Here is a 14101-nt window from a genome sequence, read left to right as displayed (position 1 = left end):
GGGAAGGCCCCCACCGGCTGTTCGCGCGGTGGGGGCCTTCTCGTGTCCGTGCGGGTGCCGCTACAGCGTGCCCAGCTTGATCAGGCTCAGCAGCGCCACCAGCTGGATCGCCGACGCGCCCAGCGCCTTGGGCCACGGGAGGTCGTGCGAGCGGCTCACCATCACCGTGAACAGCGCGCCGGCCGCCAGCCAGGTTGCCCAGCCGAGGACCTGCACCAGGCCGTTGTCGCCGCCGAGGAAGGCCGCGAAGAGCAGGCGGGGCGTGTCCGTGATCGACATGATCAGCATCGACAGGCCGACCGTCGGTTGCCAGGCCCCGTCGCCGCCCAGCTGGCGCGCGAGCGTGTGGGTCACCGTGCCCAGGATCAGGCCGCCGACCACGAAGGCGAGGGCCGTGATCAGGGCGGCCGAGACCGTCGGGTCGACCGTCTCGTTGCCGGTCTTCTCGAAGCCGAAGATCGCGAGGAGTCCGTAGAGGAACGTGACGATCAGCGCCGGGCCCCACACGGCGTGGTCCCGCATCTGCAGGAACGTGTCCGCGGGGCGGAGCACGATGCCGCTCAGGAGCTGCTTCCAGTGGAGCCGGGGGCCCGTCGGTACGGGGGCGGGCGCCGGCCCGCCCTGCGCGTACGGGTCGTCGATGCTGAACATCTGGGTGTGGCCCGGGTTGTTCGCCGCCGCGTACTGCTGCTGGTGCTGCTGCGGGTGCGGGTCGCCGAAGTACTCGGGCTCGCCGTACGCCTGCTGCTGGTGCTGCTGCGGGTACTGCTGCTGCGGGTACGACGGAGGTGCCGCGTCGTACCCGTACGGCGCCGGCTGCTGCGGGCGTTGCGGGCGATGCGGTTGTTGCGGTTGCTGCGGGGGGCCACCGGCCCGGCCGCGTCCGTTCCTGAATCCAGCCACGTCCATGAACGTACCCGGTCCCGCGGCGGGTTCGCTCATCGGAGCCGGAGTGCGGCAAAGCTGTGACATCCCCTAGGGGTCGGGCGGGGAGGCCGGGGGAGGCCGGTGGGAGGCCCGGGGGAGGCCGCTGGGAGGGGCGGAACGGCGGAGGGCCGCCTCCCGCTGCTGGAGCGGGGGGCGGCCCTCGTGCGTGGCGCGTGCGCGCGTACGGTCCGGTGTTACGCGGCCGGTTCGGGCTCCGGCTCCGGCTCGGGGGCCGGTTCCGGGTCCGCCGGGGTCTTCACCGAGTCGAGGAGCAGCTGGGCCACGTCCACGACCTGGAGGCTCTCCTTGGCCTTGCCGTCGTTCTTCTTGCCGTTGACGGAGTCCGTCAGCATGACCAGGCAGAACGGGCAGGCGGTGGAGACGATGTCCGGGTTGAGGGACAGCGCCTCGTCGACGCGCTCGGTGTTGATGCGCTTGCCGATGCGCTCCTCCATCCACATCCGGGCACCGCCGGCGCCGCAGCAGAAGCCGCGCTCCTTGTGGCGGTGCATCTCCTGCTGGCGCAGGCCGGGGACGGCGGACATGATCTCGCGCGGCGGCGTGTAGACCTTGTTGTGACGGCCCAGGTAGCACGGGTCGTGGTAGGTGATCAGGCCGTCGACCGGGGTCACCGGGACCAGCTTGCCCTCGTCGATGAGGTGCTGGAGCAGCTGGGTGTGGTGGATGACCTCGTACTCGCCGCCGAGCTGCGGGTACTCGTTGGCGAGGGTGTTGAAGCAGTGCGGGCAGGTCGAGACGATCTTCTTCGCCGACTTCGGCTTCTTCGTCTCCGGGTCGTCGTCGTCCTCGCCGAACGCCATGTTCAGCATGGCGACGTTCTCCTGGGCGAGCTGCTGGAACAGCGGCTCGTTGCCCAGGCGGCGGGGGGAGTCACCGGTGCACTTCTCGTCGCCGCCCATGATCGCGAACTTGACGCCCGCGATGTTCAGCAGCTCCGCGAAGGCCTTCGTGGTCTTCTTGGCCCGGTCCTCCAGGGCGCCGGCGCAGCCGACCCAGTAGAGGTAGTCGAACTCGGAGAGGTCCTCCGCGTCCTTCCCGACGATCGGGACCTCGAAGTCGACCTCCTTGGTCCACTCGACGCGCGCCTTCTTGGCGAGACCCCAGGGGTTGCCCTTCTTCTCCAGGTTCTTGAGCATCGTGCCCGCCTCGGACGGGAACGCGGACTCGATCATCACCTGGTAGCGGCGCATGTCGACGATGTGGTCGATGTGCTCGATGTCGACCGGGCACTGCTCGACGCAGGCGCCGCAGGTGGTGCAGGACCACAGGACGTCGGGGTCGATGACGCCGTTCTCCTCGGCGGTGCCGATGAGGGGGCGCTCGGCCTCGGCCAGGGCGGCGGCGGGGACGTCCTTGAGCTGCTCCGCCGTGGCCTTCTCGTTGCCCTCCATGTCCTTGCCGCCGCCCGCGAGCAGGTACGGCGCCTTGGCGTGCGCGTGGTCGCGCAGCGACATGATGAGGAGCTTGGGGGAGAGCGGCTTGCCGGTGTTCCAGGCGGGGCACTGCGACTGGCAGCGGCCGCACTCGGTGCAGGTGGAGAAGTCGAGGAGGCCCTTCCAGGAGAACTGCTCGACCTGGGAGACGCCGAAGACGGCGTCCTCGGCCGGGTCCTCCCAGTCGATCTCCTTGCCGGCGGTGGTCATCGGCTGGAGCGCGCCGAGGGCGGTGGAGCCGTCGGCGTTGCGCTTGAACCAGATGTTCGGGAAGCCGAGGAAGCGGTGCCAGGCGACACCCATGTTGGTGTTGAGCGAGACCGTGATCATCCAGGTGAAGGACGTCACGATCTTGAGGCAGGCGAAGAAGTACGTGAGGTACTGGATCGTGCCGAGGTCCAGGCCGTCGAGGAGCGCGATCAGCGGGTACGAGGCGAAGAAGCCGGGCTCCCAGCTCGTCACGTGGTGCTGGACGCCCTCGAGGGCGCGGAGCGTCATGATGCAGACGCCGACGATCAGGATGACGGCCTCGACGAAGTACGCCTGGCCGGTCTTTGAGCCGGCGAAGCGGGACTTGCGGCCCGCCTTGGTCGGCTTGCTCAGCTGGCGGATGACGATCAGGGTCACGATGCCGAGGACCGTCATCAGGCCGAGGAACTCGGTGAAGATCTCGTACGGCAGCCAGTCGCCGATGATCGGGATGAGCCAGTCGGCCTGGAAGAGCTGGCCGAAGGCGTTCACGATCGTGAGGAGCAGCGAGAAGAAGCCCACCGCGACGAACCAGTGCGCGAAGCCGACGATGCCCCAGCGGTTCATGCGCGTGTGGCCGAGGAACTCCTTGACCAGCGTGATGGTGCGCTGTGTGGGGTCGCCGGTGCGCGTGCCGGCGGGGACCGGCTGACCGAGCCGCACGAAGCGGTAGATCTGCACGGTGGCGCGGCCGAACAGCGCGACGGCCACCACCGTGATGGCGATCGACACGATGATCGCGGCGAGTTGCATGACGGGCTCCTCGGGCGGGCCTACTAAGCGGTAACTTATTCAGTCCGAGCAGACGTTACCCGTTCGCGGCGCCGCACTGTAGCGGAGCTCACGGTGATCTGTGTCGCTCAGGCAACCCTTGCCGCCGGTTCCGCGTGGCGGCGGCGTCGGACTGCAGGAAGCGTACGCGCAAGGATCACCAGGTCCATGCCCAGCCAGTGGTGGTCCACGTAGTGGAGATCGAGCAGCTCGCGCTCCTCCCAGGGCAGCTCCGAGCGCCCGCTGATCTGCCAGAGGCCCGTCATCCCCGGACGTACGGAGAGCCGGCGCCGCCCGTCACCGGTGGACTCCCGGTGCCCGGGCGCCAGCGGACACGGCCCCACCAGCGACATCTCGCCCCGTACGACGTGCAGCAGCAGCGGCAGGGTGGCCAGCGGGCTCTTCGTGCGGAAGGTCAGCATCGTGAAGGTCTGCCCGCCCCGGCCCGCGACCGGGCGGCGCCGCAGCACCCCGTGCGGGCTGCTGGTCCCGACCGCGACGGAGAGGGCGACGAGGGCGATCAGCGGGGAGAGAACGGCCAGCAGGGCCAGCCCGCCGGCCACGTCGACCGCGCGTTTCGCCGTCATGTACTCACACCTTCCGGCGAGAATCATGGGATATGTCCGGACCCTCTCACGCCGCACCGGTCCTTATCGGGGAATGACGCGCCCTCTGCGACGCTTTGAGGAAGAGCTTTGAGCGCGGGGGAGGGTGAAGAGTTGAGTCCGACCCGCTCAAGTCTGTTGACTTGGGTCGGACCCTCATGCATCCTTGAGTCAGATCCACTCAAGTCAGTCAGTTGGAGGAATCGAAAATGGCACGTGCGGTCGGCATCGACCTGGGTACGACCAACTCCGTCGTCAGCGTTCTGGAAGGCGGCGAGCCCACCGTCATCACCAACGCCGAAGGCGCCAGGACCACGCCGTCCGTCGTCGCCTTCGCGAAGAACGGTGAGGTGCTGGTCGGCGAGGTCGCCAAGCGTCAGGCGGTCACCAACGTCGACCGGACCATCCGGTCCGTGAAGCGCCACATGGGCACCGACTGGAAGATCGAGCTGGACGGGAAGAACTTCAACCCGCAGCAGATGTCCGCCTTCATCCTCCAGAAGCTGAAGCGCGACGCCGAGGCGTACCTGGGCGAGAAGGTGACCGACGCGGTCATCACCGTCCCGGCGTACTTCAACGACTCGGAGCGCCAGGCCACCAAGGAGGCCGGTGAGATCGCGGGCCTCAACGTCCTGCGCATCGTCAACGAGCCGACCGCGGCCGCCCTGGCCTACGGCCTCGACAAGGACGACCAGACGATCCTCGTCTTCGACCTCGGTGGCGGCACCTTCGACGTGTCCCTCCTGGAGATCGGCGACGGCGTCGTCGAGGTGAAGGCCACCAACGGTGACAACCACCTCGGTGGCGACGACTGGGACCAGCGCGTCGTCGACTACCTGGTGAAGCAGTTCGCCAACGGGCACGGCGTGGACCTGTCCAAGGACAAGATGGCCCTCCAGCGTCTGCGCGAGGCCGCCGAGAAGGCCAAGATCGAGCTGTCCTCCTCCACGGAGACCACGATCAACCTGCCCTACATCACGGCCTCCGCCGAGGGCCCGCTGCACCTGGACGAGAAGCTCACGCGCGCCCAGTTCCAGCAGCTGACCGCGGACCTCCTGGACCGCTGCAAGACCCCGTTCCACAACGTCATCAAGGACGCCGGCATCGCGCTGTCCGAGATCGACCACGTGGTCCTCGTCGGCGGCTCGACCCGCATGCCGGCCGTCGCGGAGCTCGTCAAGGAGCTGACCGGCGGCAACGAGGCCAACAAGGGCGTGAACCCGGACGAGGTCGTCGCCATCGGCGCCGTCCTGCAGGCCGGTGTCCTCAAGGGCGAGGTCAAGGACGTCCTGCTCCTCGACGTGACCCCGCTGTCCCTCGGCATCGAGACCAAGGGCGGCATCATGACGAAGCTCATCGAGCGCAACACCACGATCCCGACCAAGCGGTCCGAGATCTTCACGACGGCCGAGGACAACCAGCCGTCCGTGCAGATCCAGGTCTACCAGGGCGAGCGCGAGATCGCGGCGTACAACAAGAAGCTCGGCATGTTCGAGCTGACCGGCCTCCCGCCGGCCCCGCGCGGCGTCCCGCAGATCGAGGTCGCCTTCGACATCGACGCCAACGGCATCATGCACGTGACCGCGAAGGACCTGGGCACGGGCAAGGAGCAGAAGATGACCGTCACCGGCGGCTCCTCGCTGCCGAAGGACGAGGTCAACCGGATGCGTGAGGAGGCCGAGCAGTACGCGGAGGAGGACCACCGCCGCCGCGAGGCCGCCGAGACCCGCAACCAGGGCGAGCAGCTCGTCTACCAGACGGAGAAGTTCCTCAAGGACAACGAGGACAAGGTCCCCGCCGAGGTGAAGACCGAGGTCGAGGCCGCCGTCGCCGAGCTGAAGGAGAAGCTCAAGGGCGAGGACACCGCCGAGATCCGCACCGCCACCGAGAAGGTCGCGGCCGTCTCCCAGAAGCTGGGCCAGGCGATGTACGCCGACGCGCAGGCCGCCCAGGGTGCCGCCGGCGCCGAGGGTGCCCAGCAGGCCAAGGCCGACGACGACGTCGTCGACGCCGAGATCGTCGACGACGAGAAGCCGAAGGGCGGCGCTGCCTGATGTCGGAGGAGACCCCGGGCTTCGACGAGAAGCCCGAAGTCCCCGCCGAGGGCACGCCCGAGGAGCCCGAGACCGACGCCGCCGCCGCTTCCGCCGACAAGGCGGAGGGGGCGGCCCCGGCCGGGGACGCGAGTGACGTGGCGCTGCTGGCGCAGCTGGACCAGGCCCGTACGGCGCTCAGCGAGCGCACGGCGGACCTCCAGCGGCTGCAGGCCGAGTACCAGAACTACCGCCGCCGGGTCGAGCGGGACCGGGTGACGGTCAAGGAGATCGCCGTGGCGAGCCTCCTGACCGAGCTGCTGCCCGTGCTCGACGACATCGGCCGGGCCCGGGAGCACGGCGAGCTCGTGGGCGGCTTCAAGTCGGTCGCCGAGTCGCTGGAGACCGTCGCCGCCAAGATGGGCCTCCAGCAGTTCGGCAAGGAGGGCGAGCCCTTCGACCCGACGATCCACGAGGCCCTGATGCACTCGTACGCGCCGGACGTCACCGAGACGACGTGCGTGGCGATCCTGCAGCCGGGGTACCGGATCGGCGAGCGGACCATCCGGCCCGCCCGCGTGGCCGTCGCCGAGCCCCAGCCGGGCGCGGCCCCGGCCGGCAAGGAAGAGTCGAAGGCCGACGAGGAGAGCGGTGCCCCCGAAGAGGGGTGACGCAGTGACCGTCCGGAAGGAGGGACGTCGATGAGTACGAAGGACTTCGTCGAGAAGGACTACTACAAGGTTCTCGGCGTCCCCAAGGACGCCACCGACGCCGAGATCAAGAAGGCGTACCGGAAGCTGGCCCGCGAGAACCACCCGGACGCCAACAAGGGCGACACCGGCGCGGAGGAGCGCTTCAAGGAGATCTCCGAGGCGAACGACATCCTCGGCGACCCCAAGAAGCGCAAGGAGTACGACGACGCGCGTGCCCTGTTCGGCAACGGCGGCTTCCGCGCCGGACCCGGCGGGGCGGGCGGTTCGTTCAACTTCGACCTGGGCGACCTCTTCGGCGGCGCCCAGGGCCCCGGCGGAGCCGGTGGCTTCGGGGGCGGCGGCGGCCTCGGGGACGTCTTCGGCGGCCTGTTCAACCGGGGCGCCGGCGGTGCGGGCACCCGTACGCAGCCGCGCCGCGGCCAGGACATCGAGTCCGAGGTGACGCTCAGCTTCACCGAGGCGATCGAGGGCGCGACCGTGCCCCTGCGGATGTCCAGCCAGCAGCCCTGCAAGGCGTGTTCGGGCACCGGCGACAAGAACGGCACCCCCCGGGTGTGCCCGACCTGCGTCGGCACCGGGCAGGTCTCGCGCGGCAGCGGCGGCGGCTTCTCGCTGACCGACCCGTGCGTGGACTGCAAGGGCCGCGGCCTGATCGCCGAGAACCCGTGCGAGGTCTGCAAGGGCAGCGGCCGGGCCAAGTCCTCGCGCACCATGCAGGTCCGCATCCCGGCGGGCGTCAGCGACAACCAGAAGATCCGGCTGCGCGGCAAGGGCGCCCCGGGCGAGCGCGGCGGGCAGAACGGCGACTTGTACGTCGTCGTGCACGTCGACGCGCACCCGGTGTTCGGCCGCAGGGAGGACAACCTCACCGTCACCGTGCCCGTCACCTTCGACGAGGCGGCGCTCGGCGGCGAGGTCAGGGTGCCGACGCTGGGCGGCCCCCCGGTCACCCTGAAGCTGCCCGCGGGCACGCCCAACGGACGCACGATGCGCGCCCGTGGCAAGGGCGCGGTCCGCAAGGACGGCACGCGCGGCGACCTCCTGGTGACCGTGGAGATCGCGGTGCCGAAGGACCTGGGCGACAAGGCCCGCGAGGCCCTGGAGACCTACCGCGAGGCCACCGCGGACGAGGACCCCAGAGCAGAGCTGTTCCAGGCCGCGAAGGGAGCTTGAGGACATGGACCGCCGCCGACAGCCCGGATTCGGGAACAGGGCGTACGAACTGACCGACGAGACGCCGGTATACGTCATCTCGGTGGCGGCCCAGCTCTCCGGCCTGCACCCGCAGACCCTGCGCCAGTACGACCGCCTGGGCCTGGTCTCCCCGGACCGCACCGCGGGCCGGGGGCGCCGCTACTCGGCCCGCGACATCGAGCTGCTCCGTCAGGTGCAGCAGCTGTCGCAGGACGAGGGCATCAACCTGGCCGGCATCAAGCGCATCATCGAGCTGGAGAACCAGGTCGCCGCGCTGCAGAGCCGGATCGCCGAGCTGTCGACCGCGGTCGAGGGCGCGGCGGCGGCGATGCGCCAGCGCGAGGCCCAGGTGCACGCCTCGTACCGGCGTGACCTGGTGCCGTACACGGACGTCCAGCAGGCGAGCGCCCTGGTGGTCTGGCGTCCGGGCCACAAGCGCGGCGAGTAGGTCCCCTCAGGTTCCCCCTCAGGGTTCCCCCCAGGGTTCCCCTCCAGGTCCCCCGGGTCCCCCTCAGGACGCCCCAGAGGCCCCCTCCGTTCCGGCGGAGGGGGCCTCTGGCGTTCCCGCGTGGGCGAGCGCGTCAGTCGTTCTGCTCCGGGCCCGGTTCGGGGTCGTCGAGGATGCCGGACTGGGCGATGAGGAAGCCCAGTTGGGCGCGGCTGCCGCTGCCGAGGGTGGCGGCGAGTTTGGCGATGTGGGCGCGGCAGGTGCGTACGTTCATGCCGAGGCGGCGGGCGATGGCCTCGTCGACGTGCCCCTCGACGAGGAGTTTGGCGATGGAGTGCTGGACGCCGCTGATGCCGTCCCTGCGCTGCGCGTTGGGGACCTGTTCGCCGAAGGGGGTGGCGCGGGCCCAGGACTGCTCGAAGACGGTCGCCAGGTACTCCACGAGGCCGGGGTGGCGCAGTTCCAGGGCGACCTGGCGGTCCTGGCGGGCGGGGATGAGGGCGATGGAGCGGTCGATGATGATGAGCCGCTCGATGCTCTCCTCCAGGGTGCGGACCTGGAGCCGGTTCATGCCGGCCTGTTCCAGGTAGACCTGCATGCCGGGGCTGTGGCGGACGGTGTGCTGGTAGAGGGTGCGGACCCGGACGCCGCGGTCCAGGAGCGGCTGGACGCGGTTGAGGGCGGTGTTGAGGGTGTGTTCGCTGCGTCCGCCGCCGGGCTGGACCGTGAGGAGTTCCTGGGAGCACTCGGCGGTGGCGCGGCCGAGGACGGCGTCGATGCGGTGGATGCCTTCGAGCACGGTGATGGCGTGGGTGGTCGAGGGGTCCTGGGCGCTGATCGCCATGAACGGCTCGAAGGTGCTGGAGAGGCCCATGGCCAGGGCGCGCCGGTCCTGGATCTCGCGCTCCAGCGGCTGGACGAGCCGGGCGAGCGCGGCGGACGGCGGGACGGGCCGGAGCCAGGACGGATCGTCCGGATCCGGATGCAACAGGTCGAGGTCCATGAGGCAGGGTGCGGCTTCTGCCTCACTCCTGGTTATTCGCCCGATCCGCAACGCACTTGCGTACAAGTCCGTTCCGGCTGCACAGAGGTCGACATGCCCGTGAGGATGTGTCGGTTCTGTGAGTTTCTGCGGCATATGCACACCCCCCAGGATCCTGTATTTCAGGAACATGATGCATTGCCCAGGTGGTGCCAGCGCAAAGACTGAGCCATCGTCTTGTACGCGGGGGAGAGGAAACCATCAAGTGAGGTCGAAGCCGCTCATGTCCACGAAACTGCTTCGCTCGATACTTGCTTCCGTCTTCATTGGGGCGGCGGCAGTAGGAGCGCTGGCCGTCAGCGACCCGGTGTGGGACAGCACGCCCGCCACGGTCGTCGCGGCACCGATTGACCCCGTCTGGGACTTCGCCCCGGCCGGTCAGCTCGACCCGGTATGGGACTCCAGCCCGGCGGACGCGGACGCATGACCGTGCCCCCGGACGACCGGACCTTCCGGCGGGAGATGGCTTCGGCCTACCGGTCCGGGTGGCACTTCGTCGATCTCGTCACGGCCATCCCCCACCGTGGCGACTCGCTGATGGTCACCCTCTTCGGAGAACCGATCGTGGTCGCCAGGGAGCAGGACGAGGACGTCCGTGCCTACCGGTGTCTGCGCCGGCCCCGTGGCGCTCCGAAGCCCGTCCGCTGTGCCATCCGGTACGGCATGATCTTCGTCAATCTCGACCAGCGGGACCACCAGCTGGTCGAACCCGAGACCATCACCGCCACCCCCCGCAGTGCCTGAGCGGTTCCCCCGTCGTTGTAGATCGCTCAGGTACTTCCCCCACACAGCGGCGCCATCGCGGACCTGAAACGCGATGGCGCCGTTGTGCATCCCCGGCCGGGCGGAACGCCGCCCGGCCGTGCCGGGCCCGTTCTAGGCCCGGCCCATCGCGCGGGTCAGCGTGATCTCGATGACCACCCGGTCCGGGTTCGGGGCCGGGGTCCGGCCGTAGCGCTCCGCGTAGCGGTCCACCGCGTCCGCGACGACCTCCGCCTCGGTGCGGATCCTGGCGATGCCCTCCAGGGTGGCCCAGCGCCCCTTGTCGACCTGGCAGACGGCCACCCGCGCGCCCTCCGCGCCCGCCGCCAGGACGTTCGCGACCTTGCGGCTGTGCTTGTTGGTGATCACCCGCGCCAGCCCGTTCTCGGGGTCGTACGTGACGCCGACCGCCACGACGTGCGGGGTGCCGTTCGGCCGGGGGGTGGTCAGGGTGCTCATGTGGTACTCGCGCCAGAAGCTGAGATACGAGTCGCCGGGGTTCCTCGGGTCAGTCGCCATGCCCGGAAACTACCGCCGCGCGACCCCCCGCCGATACCTTGAGCGGAATAGACTCAACTTTATGTACGCTGTATGAGTCATACGGGTACGAGGAGTACGAGTCGAGCTCAACGGAGGAGACCCCGCACGTGGACGCCGAACTGACCAACAGGAGCCGGGACGCGCTGAACGCGGCGAGCAGCCGCGCCGTGTCCCAGGGGCACGCCGATCTGACCCCCGCGCATCTGCTGCTCGCACTGCTCGCGGGTCAGGACAACGAGAACATCACCGACCTGCTCGCCGCCGTCGAGGCCGACCAGGCCGCCGTGCGCTCCGGTACGGAGCGGCTGCTCGCCGCCCTGCCCAGCGTCACCGGGTCCACGGTCGCGCCCCCGCAGCCCAACCGTGAGCTCCTCACGGTGATCGCCGACGCCGCCGAGCGCGCGAGGAAGCTGGGCGACGACTTCGTCTCCACCGAGCACCTGCTCGTCGCGACCGCCGCCAAGGGCGGGCAGACCGGCCAGGTCCTCGACCGGCAGGGCGCCACCGCCGCGCGGCTCCAGGACGCCTTCGAGAAGAGCCGGGGCACCCGCCGGGTGACCACCGCCGACCCCGAGGGCTCGTACAAGGCCCTGGAGAAGTTCGGCACCGACTTCACCGCCGCCGCCCGCGAGGGCAAGCTGGACCCGGTCATCGGCCGCGACCACGAGATCCGGCGCGTCGTGCAGGTCCTCTCCCGCCGCACCAAGAACAACCCGGTCCTCATCGGCGAGCCCGGCGTCGGCAAGACCGCCGTCGTCGAGGGCCTCGCCCAGCGGATCGTGAAGGGCGACGTGCCCGAGTCGCTGCGCGGCAAGCGGCTGGTCTCGCTCGACCTCGGCGCCATGGTCGCGGGCGCGAAGTACCGCGGCGAGTTCGAGGAGCGGCTGAAGACCGTCCTCTCCGAGATCAAGGAGAGCGACGGCCAGATCATCACCTTCATCGACGAGCTGCACACCGTCGTCGGCGCGGGCGCCGGCGGCGACTCCGCCATGGACGCCGGCAACATGCTGAAGCCGATGCTGGCCCGCGGCGAGCTGCGCATGGTCGGCGCCACCACCCTCGACGAGTACCGCGAGCGGATCGAGAAGGACCCCGCCCTGGAGCGCCGCTTCCAGCAGGTCCTGGTCGCCGAGCCCAGCGTCGAGGACACCGTCGCCATCCTGCGCGGGCTCAAGGGGCGCTACGAGGCCCACCACAAGGTGCAGATCAACGACTCCGCGCTGGTGGCCGCCGCGACCCTCTCCGACCGGTACATCACCTCCCGCTTCCTGCCCGACAAGGCCATCGACCTCGTCGACGAGGCCGCCAGCCGGCTCCGCATGGAGATCGACTCCTCGCCCGTCGAGATCGACGAGCTCCAGCGCTCCGTCGACCGGCTGCGGATGGAGGAGCTCGCCCTCTCCAAGGAGACCGACGCCGCCAGCCTCCAGCGCCTGGAGAAGCTGCGCCGCGACCTCGCCGACCGCGAGGAGGAGCTGCGCGGCCTGACCGCCCGCTGGGAGAAGGAGAAGCAGTCCCTCAACCGCGTCGGCGAGCTGAAGGAGCGCCTCGACGAGCTCCGCGGCCTGGCCGAGCGCGCCCAGCGCGACGGCGACTTCGACTCCGCCTCCAAGCTGCTGTACGGGGAGATCCCCACCCTGGAGCGCGAGCTGGCCGAGGCCACCGAGGCCGAGCGGGAGGCCGCCAAGGACACCATGGTCAAGGAGGAGGTCGGCCCCGACGACATCGCCGACGTCGTCGGCGCCTGGACCGGGATCCCCGCCGGACGCCTCCTGGAGGGCGAGACGCAGAAGCTGCTGCGCATGGAGGACGAGCTCGGCCGGCGCCTGATCGGCCAGGGCGAGGCCGTCCGGGCCGTCTCCGACGCCGTGCGCCGCACCCGAGCCGGCATCGCCGACCCCGACCGGCCCACCGGCTCCTTCCTCTTCCTCGGCCCGACCGGCGTCGGCAAGACCGAGCTGGCGAAGGCCCTCGCCGACTTCCTCTTCGACGACGAGCGGGCCATGGTCCGCATCGACATGTCGGAGTACGGCGAGAAGCACTCCGTCGCCCGCCTCGTCGGCGCGCCCCCCGGCTACGTCGGCTACGAGGAGGGCGGCCAGCTCACCGAGGCCGTGCGCCGCCGCCCGTACAGCGTGGTCCTCCTGGACGAGGTGGAGAAGGCCCACCCGGAGGTCTTCGACGTCCTGCTCCAGGTCCTCGACGACGGGCGCCTCACCGACGGCCAGGGCCGCACGGTCGACTTCCGCAACACGATCCTGATCCTCACCTCGAACCTGGGCAGCCAGTACCTGGTGGACCAGGGCACGGGCGCGGACGAGAAGCGGGAGCGGGTCCTGGACGTGGTGCGGGCCAGCTTCAAGCCCGAGTTCCTGAACCGGCTGGACGAGATCGTGGTCTTCTCCGCCCTGGAGCGGGACGAGCTGGCCCGGATCGCCCGGCTCCAGATCGACCGCCTCGCCCGCCGCCTCGCGGACCGCAGGCTCGGCCTGGAGGTCACCCCCGAGGCGCTGGCCTGGCTGGCCGAGGAGGGCAACGACCCGGCCTACGGCGCCCGGCCGCTGCGCCGCCTGATCCAGTCGGCGATCGGCGACCGCCTCGCCCGGGAGATCCTGGCCGGGGAGGTCCGCGACGGCGACACCGTCCGGGTGGACCGCTCCGGGGACGGTCTGAGCGTGGGGCGGGCGACGGCCTGAGCCGCCCGTTCCGGGCGTTCCGCGCGGCGCGGATCAGCTTGCAGCGGATCCGCGCCGTGGGGGCTTGCCACCCCCCGCCCGGCATGAGGGAGGATGGCCACATCCGTACGAAGGGAAATCCCGGTGAGCATCGACCCGTCCTCGATTCCGAATTTCGGGGGACAGCCCCAGCCTCAGGCCGCAGGACCGGCGGGCCCCGTCGTTCCCGACCAGGACCTGGTGAAGCAGCTCCTCGACCAGATGGAGCTGAAGTACGTCGTCGACGACGAGGGTGACCTCGCGGCGCCGTGGGAGGAATTCCGCACGTACTTCATGTTCCGCGGCGAGGACGACCAGCAGGTCTTCTCGGTCCGCACGTTCTACGACCGTCCGCACTCGGCGGACGACCGCGCCAAGGTCCTCGACGCGATCGACGACTGGAACCGGCGCACCCTGTGGCCCAAGGTCTACACCCACCTGCACGAGGAGGAGGACGGCTCCGCCACCCTCCGTCTCATCGGTGAGGCCCAGATGCTGATCGGCACCGGCGTGTCGCTGGAGCACTTCGTGTCCTCCACCGTCAGCTGGGTCCGCGCGTCGATCGAGTTCGACAAGTGGATCGTCGAGCAGTTCGGTCTGGAGACCCCGGAGGAGAAGGAGTCCGGCGAGTCCGGCGAGTGAAGCGCCG

Annotated in this window: 13 protein-coding genes; 8 read left to right on the top strand and 5 right to left on the bottom strand. The window is 70.1% G+C overall.

What is annotated here, in order from left to right:
* Positions 1–60: 60 nt before the first annotated feature.
* The 3 genes from AB0Q96_RS08425 to AB0Q96_RS08415 all read right to left on the bottom strand — a co-directional run bounded on the left by AB0Q96_RS08425 (position 61) and on the right by AB0Q96_RS08415 (position 3988).
* Entirely contained in the window at positions 61–903 is an 843-nt protein-coding gene (locus AB0Q96_RS08425) for a Yip1 family protein (protein WP_365322967.1), read from the bottom strand.
* 218 nt (positions 904–1121) lie between these two features.
* Positions 1122–3383 carry a (Fe-S)-binding protein gene (locus AB0Q96_RS08420; RefSeq protein ID WP_365322965.1) on the bottom strand — a complete coding sequence of 754 codons (2262 nt, stop codon included), beginning with the start codon at positions 3381–3383 and terminating at the stop codon, positions 1122–1124.
* A 107-nt stretch (positions 3384–3490) separates the two neighbouring features.
* A complete protein-coding gene (locus AB0Q96_RS08415) occupies positions 3491–3988 on the bottom strand; it encodes a sugar transferase (protein ID WP_365322963.1) in 498 nt (165 codons plus the stop codon).
* A gap of 227 nt (positions 3989–4215) precedes the next feature.
* On the opposite strand from AB0Q96_RS08415, the gene dnaK reads away from it, so the two are divergent.
* Genes dnaK through AB0Q96_RS08395 form a run of 4 tightly spaced genes read left to right on the top strand, consistent with a single transcriptional unit; the run spans position 4216 to position 8394 of the window.
* Positions 4216–6060 carry a molecular chaperone DnaK gene (gene dnaK / locus AB0Q96_RS08410; RefSeq protein ID WP_365322961.1) on the top strand — a complete coding sequence of 615 codons (1845 nt, stop codon included), beginning with the start codon at positions 4216–4218 and terminating at the stop codon, positions 6058–6060.
* Complete coding sequence (gene grpE / locus AB0Q96_RS08405) at positions 6060–6710, top strand: nucleotide exchange factor GrpE (RefSeq protein WP_365322959.1); 651 nt, start codon at positions 6060–6062, stop codon at positions 6708–6710. Before dnaK ends, grpE begins: the two co-directional genes overlap by 1 nt.
* Before the next feature lie 30 nt (positions 6711–6740).
* Positions 6741–7925, top strand: coding sequence for a molecular chaperone DnaJ (gene dnaJ / locus AB0Q96_RS08400; protein WP_365322956.1), 1185 nt, complete (start codon positions 6741–6743; stop codon positions 7923–7925).
* A gap of 4 nt (positions 7926–7929) precedes the next feature.
* The gene (locus AB0Q96_RS08395; RefSeq protein WP_365322954.1) at positions 7930–8394 is read left to right on the top strand and encodes a helix-turn-helix domain-containing protein; all 465 of its coding nucleotides are present in this window, start codon (positions 7930–7932) and stop codon (positions 8392–8394) included.
* Between the two features lie 133 nt (positions 8395–8527).
* Here AB0Q96_RS08395 and AB0Q96_RS08390 read toward each other — a convergent pair whose 3' ends face one another.
* Positions 8528–9532, bottom strand: coding sequence for a helix-turn-helix transcriptional regulator (locus tag AB0Q96_RS08390; protein ID WP_365323309.1), 1005 nt, complete (start codon positions 9530–9532; stop codon positions 8528–8530).
* Between the two features lie 109 nt (positions 9533–9641).
* Between AB0Q96_RS08390 and AB0Q96_RS08385 the strand changes: the two genes are divergently transcribed.
* Together AB0Q96_RS08385 and AB0Q96_RS08380 are read left to right on the top strand one after the other, a co-directional pair.
* On the top strand, positions 9642–9863 hold the full coding sequence (locus AB0Q96_RS08385) for a hypothetical protein (protein WP_365322952.1): 222 nt from the start codon (positions 9642–9644) through the stop codon (positions 9861–9863).
* Positions 9860–10180 carry a (2Fe-2S)-binding protein gene (locus tag AB0Q96_RS08380; RefSeq protein ID WP_365322950.1) on the top strand — a complete coding sequence of 107 codons (321 nt, stop codon included), beginning with the start codon at positions 9860–9862 and terminating at the stop codon, positions 10178–10180. Before AB0Q96_RS08385 ends, AB0Q96_RS08380 begins: the two co-directional genes overlap by 4 nt.
* Positions 10181–10312: 132 nt before the next feature.
* On the opposite strand, the gene AB0Q96_RS08375 is transcribed toward AB0Q96_RS08380, so the two are convergent.
* Positions 10313–10717: a pyridoxamine 5'-phosphate oxidase family protein gene (locus AB0Q96_RS08375; RefSeq protein ID WP_365322948.1), complete on the bottom strand. Its 405-nt coding sequence runs from the start codon at positions 10715–10717 to the stop codon at positions 10313–10315.
* 128 nt (positions 10718–10845) lie between these two features.
* Here AB0Q96_RS08375 and clpB point away from each other — a divergent pair, with 128 nt between their 5' ends.
* Complete coding sequence (gene clpB, locus AB0Q96_RS08370) at positions 10846–13434, top strand: ATP-dependent chaperone ClpB (RefSeq protein ID WP_365322946.1); 2589 nt, start codon at positions 10846–10848, stop codon at positions 13432–13434.
* A gap of 123 nt (positions 13435–13557) precedes the next feature.
* A complete protein-coding gene (locus AB0Q96_RS08365; RefSeq protein WP_365322944.1) occupies positions 13558–14094 on the top strand; it encodes a YbjN domain-containing protein in 537 nt (178 codons plus the stop codon).
* Positions 14095–14101: the final 7 nt, after the last annotated feature.

It is taken from the genome of Streptomyces sp. NPDC093111 (assembly GCF_040683955.1).
Lineage (GTDB): Bacteria > Actinomycetota > Actinomycetes > Streptomycetales > Streptomycetaceae > Streptomyces.
The sequence above is the reverse complement of the archived record's forward strand: the minus strand, read 5'-3'. Positions and strand labels throughout refer to the sequence as shown.